The sequence below is a fragment of the Actinoplanes sp. NPDC048791 genome, assembly GCF_040650095.1.
Taxonomy (GTDB): domain Bacteria; phylum Actinomycetota; class Actinomycetes; order Mycobacteriales; family Micromonosporaceae; genus Actinoplanes.
In genome coordinates, this window is sequence record NZ_JBEZGQ010000223.1 from 6,193 (window position 1) to 10,407 (window position 4,215).

Annotated in this window: 3 protein-coding genes and 2 pseudogenes; 2 read left to right on the plus strand and 3 right to left on the minus strand. The window is 71.6% G+C overall.

The window, feature by feature from the left end; all coding sequences use genetic code 11:
• Positions 1-690 precede the first annotated feature (690 nt).
• A complete protein-coding gene (locus AB0C29_RS18300) occupies positions 691-906 on the plus strand; it encodes a hypothetical protein (protein ID WP_360821555.1) in 216 nt (71 codons plus the stop codon).
• Positions 907-2,285: 1,379 nt separating this feature from the next.
• On the opposite strand, the pseudogene AB0C29_RS18305 reads toward AB0C29_RS18300, so the two are convergent.
• The 3 genes and pseudogenes from AB0C29_RS18305 to AB0C29_RS18315 form a co-directional block, all read right to left on the minus strand.
• Positions 2,286-2,675, minus strand: a pseudogene (locus tag AB0C29_RS18305) (SseB family protein); the annotation flags it as partial.
• 252 nt (positions 2,676-2,927) lie between these two features.
• Entirely contained in the window at positions 2,928-3,221 is a 294-nt protein-coding gene (locus tag AB0C29_RS18310) for a WXG100 family type VII secretion target (RefSeq protein WP_360821557.1), read from the minus strand.
• Positions 3,222-3,245: 24 nt separating this feature from the next.
• Complete coding sequence (locus AB0C29_RS18315) at positions 3,246-3,581, minus strand: WXG100 family type VII secretion target (RefSeq protein WP_360821559.1); 336 nt, start codon at positions 3,579-3,581, stop codon at positions 3,246-3,248.
• A gap of 301 nt (positions 3,582-3,882) precedes the next feature.
• On the opposite strand from AB0C29_RS18315, the pseudogene AB0C29_RS18320 reads away from it, so the two are divergent.
• Positions 3,883-4,215 (plus strand): annotated as a pseudogene (locus AB0C29_RS18320) (type VII secretion protein EccE); the annotation flags it as partial.

Genomic DNA, 4,215 nt, shown 5'->3' on the forward strand with positions numbered 1-4,215 from the left:
CCGGTTGTGGCTGGGCCGGTTGTGGCTGGGCCGGTTGTGGCTGGGCCTCGGCCGGTTGTGGCTGGGCCGGTTGTGGCTGGGCCGGTTGTGGCTGGCTCCTGCGGGTCGGCGCTCGGCTGAGGGCTGGAGGTGTTGCGGCTGTCGTAGGAGGTTTGTGACTGGTCGGTCGGCGCCTGCCGGGTCTGCGCCTGATCGTCCGGTGTGGGGACATTCCGGGGTCGGTCGGCGGGTGCTGGGGTGGTCGGCCGCTGGTCGGTCGATCCCGGTGTGCCCGACTGCTGATCCGTTGCTCCTGGCGAAGCCGACTGCTGATCTGTAGATCCCGGAGTGGCCGACCGCTGGTCCGTAGATCCGGGCCTGGCGGACTGCTGATCGCTTGATCCCGGCGAAGCCGACCGCTGATCTGTAGATCCCGGAGTGGCCAACCGCTGGTCCGTAGATCCCGGCCTGGCGGACTGCTGATCGGGCGATCCTGGTGTGGCCGGCCGCTGGTCCGTAGATCCTGGCCCGGCGAACCGCTGATCGGGCGATCCCGGAGTGGCCGACCGCTGGTCGGTTGATGCCGGCGGGATCGTGGGGCGAGCCGCTGCGGCCGGGACGAATGTGGACCGGCCGGCACCGCCCGCGCCAGGGATGACCGGTGGGGCCAGCCCGGGCTGCGACTGACCTGAACCACCCGGCTGATTCCCGGTGGCCGGCCCGGTTGACGGCGTCTGGGTGGTCGACGCCGGGTTGCGGTTCCCCGCGAGCGCCTGGGCGGCCGCGGCCATGGAGGAAGGCCGTTCCTCGGGCGGCGTGACCTGGCGGCGGGGCAGACCACCCGGGCCCTTGCTCTGGTCGTCGGCACCCTGCTCGGCCCGCTCCGAGGTGGTCGGCGTGGAGCCGGCCTCCTTGGCGGCGGCCTGACCGGCGAGCTTGGCGGAGATCGCCCCGTCACGCGCGGCGAGCTTGGCCGAGATCGCTCCGGCGCCACCCTCGACCGGCTGACCCGGCGTTACGTCGTCGGTGTCCGGCGGCGGCGGGATGTGGGCGGGCAGGGGCGGCGTCTGAGCCATCGGGGTTCGCGTGGGCAGCGGCGAGTCCGGCCGCGGCGAAGCAGCCGCGGGTGTACTGCCGGAACCTGGGGAGCCACCCCGGCTACCCAAAGCGTCGAGCGCACTGGGAGCGGAAGCGGACCGCGCAGGCACCCCGGAGCTGCCGGTACGTGCCGGGTCACTCGGGGGCAGGGTCGGCGGCCGGTAGGCAGCAGGCACGTCACCTGCGGACCGGCCCGGCGTCACCGGCTGGGGTGCAGGCCCGCCGGACTCACCCGCGAACGCACGGGGGCCCTGCGCGCCGGCAGGTGGCTGCGCGCCCGGGTCGGACTGATTGCCGTAGCTCGCCGGCTGGTCGGCGTAGCCACCCGGCTGGGCCGGACGGGCACCACCAGACGTGCCGAAGCCGTTGAACTGCCCGCCGGGAATGCCACCGTCCTGCCCGGCCGGAGTGCCCGGCACGCGGGACGGAAGCCCACTCGGCAGCACGGCACCCGGCGTCCGCAGCGGCAGCCCACCCGGACCGACCGGTCCGGCGGAACCGGCGTCGGCCGGTTGCTCAGCGGCCGAGTCGGAGTACCGGCTCCCAGGCGTGGCCCCACCGGCATACCCGGAACCGGTCGAAGCCGCCGACCCCCCAGGCGCCGCCGGCCCGGCCACAGCCCCACCTGAGACTGCGGCACCGGACCCCGAACCGCCATAAGCCGGACCACCCGAGGTGGCACTGCCATAAGCCGAATCACCAGGCCCCGAACTCCCGGACCCCGGAGCGCCATAGGCCGAACCACCGGAACCGCGATCAACCGACCCGGATCCACCAGGACCAGACCCACCAGCACCAGATCCACCGGGACCCGATCCACCCGGAACCGATCCGCCCGGACCCGATCCACCATAAGCCGGACCACCCGAGCCTGGGCCGCCGTAAGCCGGACCACCCGAGCCCGAACCGCCGGAGCCTGGGCCGCCGTAAGCCGAATCGCCCGAGCCTGGACTGCCGTAAGCCGAGCCACCCGGGTCGGGACCGCCGTAGGAGGCGTCGCCGGAGCCGGGAGCGCTAGAGCCCGGAGCACTGTAAGAAGGGGCGGAAGCAGGCGCCGGGCTGCCCTGGATCGGCCCGCCGGACGCCGGAGCCGCGTAGGCCGCGGCGTTGTAGCCCTGGGCCGCCGCCGTCGCCGCCAGGGTCGCGGCCGCGTGCAGGTCCTGGATGCGGTTCGGGGCGTTGCTGCCCGCCGGGCCCGGGCCGCGGGTCGGCAGGCGCAGGTCACCCCGGGAGAGCTGGGCCACGAACCAGGCCGGCAGGTAGCCCTCGATGGGCAGGCCGGGGTTGACCGCCAGCCACCATTCGAGGTTGGGCCAGGTGTCGGCCAGTTCCGCGTACGCGACGCGGCGGGCCGAGCCGGTGTAGTCGGCCAGGCAGGCCTGCAGCGCCGACGGCGAGGTGAAGGCGAGGACGTGCGTACGGCCGCCGGTGCTCCACGTGCCCCAGCCGAGCGGGGCGAGGCCGGCGAGGGCGTCGGCCGAGACCGGAAGGAGCAGGTCGACACCGGCGAGAATGCGGAAGTAGGACTCCTGGTCGTCGGTGCGCAGTGCGTTGCGCATCGCGATCTCGGCGTCCGTAGCCGGTTCCCACTCGGTCACGTCCACCTCTCCCTTCGCGGCGAACGGGCCATCTCAACGCGTACAACCTACAAGGTCAGGCCACGATCACAATGGGCGGCTGTACGCATACAGCCGAGAAGGTGTCCAGCGGCGTCATCGGTGCCCGTCAGAGCATGATTGTGTCGCGCAGCGATACTGCCCGATGACCCGGGGTAGCCGACCCGTCCGGTGACACGGAAACGGCCGGAACGGGATGTCCCGGCCGTGCCGCGAGATGGGTGCCTCGGGGACTCAGAGGAAGCGCTTCTCCGCGCTGCTCTCCGTCGCCGCGTAGTCCTGCGCGGACTGCTCGACGGCCATCTGGATGTCGCGGAGGATGTTCTTGAGGTCGGTGGCGGCATTTGTCCACTTCAGCTGACGCTGGTGGTACGCCGTCTGGGCCTTGCCCTCCCACGTGTCCACCAGCGGACGCGCGACGGAGTCGAGGTGGCTGAGCTTGGTGTCGAGCTCGTTGACAGCCTTGTTGATGTCGACGCCGGCCTGAGCCAGGGAACTGAAGTTGACGCGAAGCAGACCGTCACTCATGTCGTGCTCCTTTCCAGGTCGGAGTTAGAGGGGAAGGCTGACGCCGCCGCCACCGGACTTGGTCACCAGGCTGGCGGCCGACGAGTCGGAGGTGTCGTAGCCGGTACCGGAGGTCTTGATCGACTCGGCGGTGTCCGCGAGCGCCTTGTTGAGCTGCGCGAGGTCCTGCTGGTACTGGTTCTTCACGGACTCGAACGCCCGGCCGCCGCTGCCGACCCACGCGGACTGCAGCACGGAAAGCTCGTTCATGAGCTTCTTCAGCATCCTGGTCAGCTCGTGGTTGACCTGGTCGAACTCACCGGCAACCTTCGCCATGTCCCCGGAATTTGCCTGCGTCGTCTCGGACACCCCGGACGTCACCCCGCTTTCTTGATCGTCTGTCTCGCACCGGGTCCGGTATGGATGAGCCCCGTTGGACGAGCCCTGCTGGACGAGCCCGGGTGCGCTGACGTGGCCCTCAGATTAACCGCTCCCGCACAGTGGTGGGGGGCGCCCCTGAGCTGCCGTTCATTCATTGCCGTCGCTGAGGGTAACGGGCCGCACGCAGCGACGGTAGCCCCGTCGGACAACCTGTGGATATCGACGCCGCCCCCTGCGTACGCGGCACGCGCCATACGATGAGGCCGCTCAGGCAGCGATTCAGGGAGAGGCGGGCGCGACGGTGACGGCAGACCTGGTGGGTGGCCGGGACTTCCCCGAGCTGAGCGGCGCGGGCGAGCGGCTGCCGAAGGTACGCACCCAACGTGTCCGACATGGACGATTGTTCGGTATTCGCACCGGTCAGTGGGTCAGCACCCAGGTGGCCGCCGTCGCCTTACTGGTCGGCGCCCTGAACGGCCCGATCGCGCTGGCCGCCGGGGCCTTCGTGGCGATCGTGCTGCTGGCCGTCACGTGGCTGCGGCTGCGCGGGCGGTGGGCGTTCGAGTGGCTCGGCACGGCGATGCGCTTCGCCGGCCGCCGGCACACCGCGCCGGCCGCGGACGGTCCGGCCGCC

Coding starts and splice junctions, on each gene's coding strand:
- AB0C29_RS18310 (WP_360821557.1), bottom strand. CDS start 3,221: ATGAGTGACGGTCTGCTTCGCGTCAACTTCAGTTCCCTGGCTCAGGCC.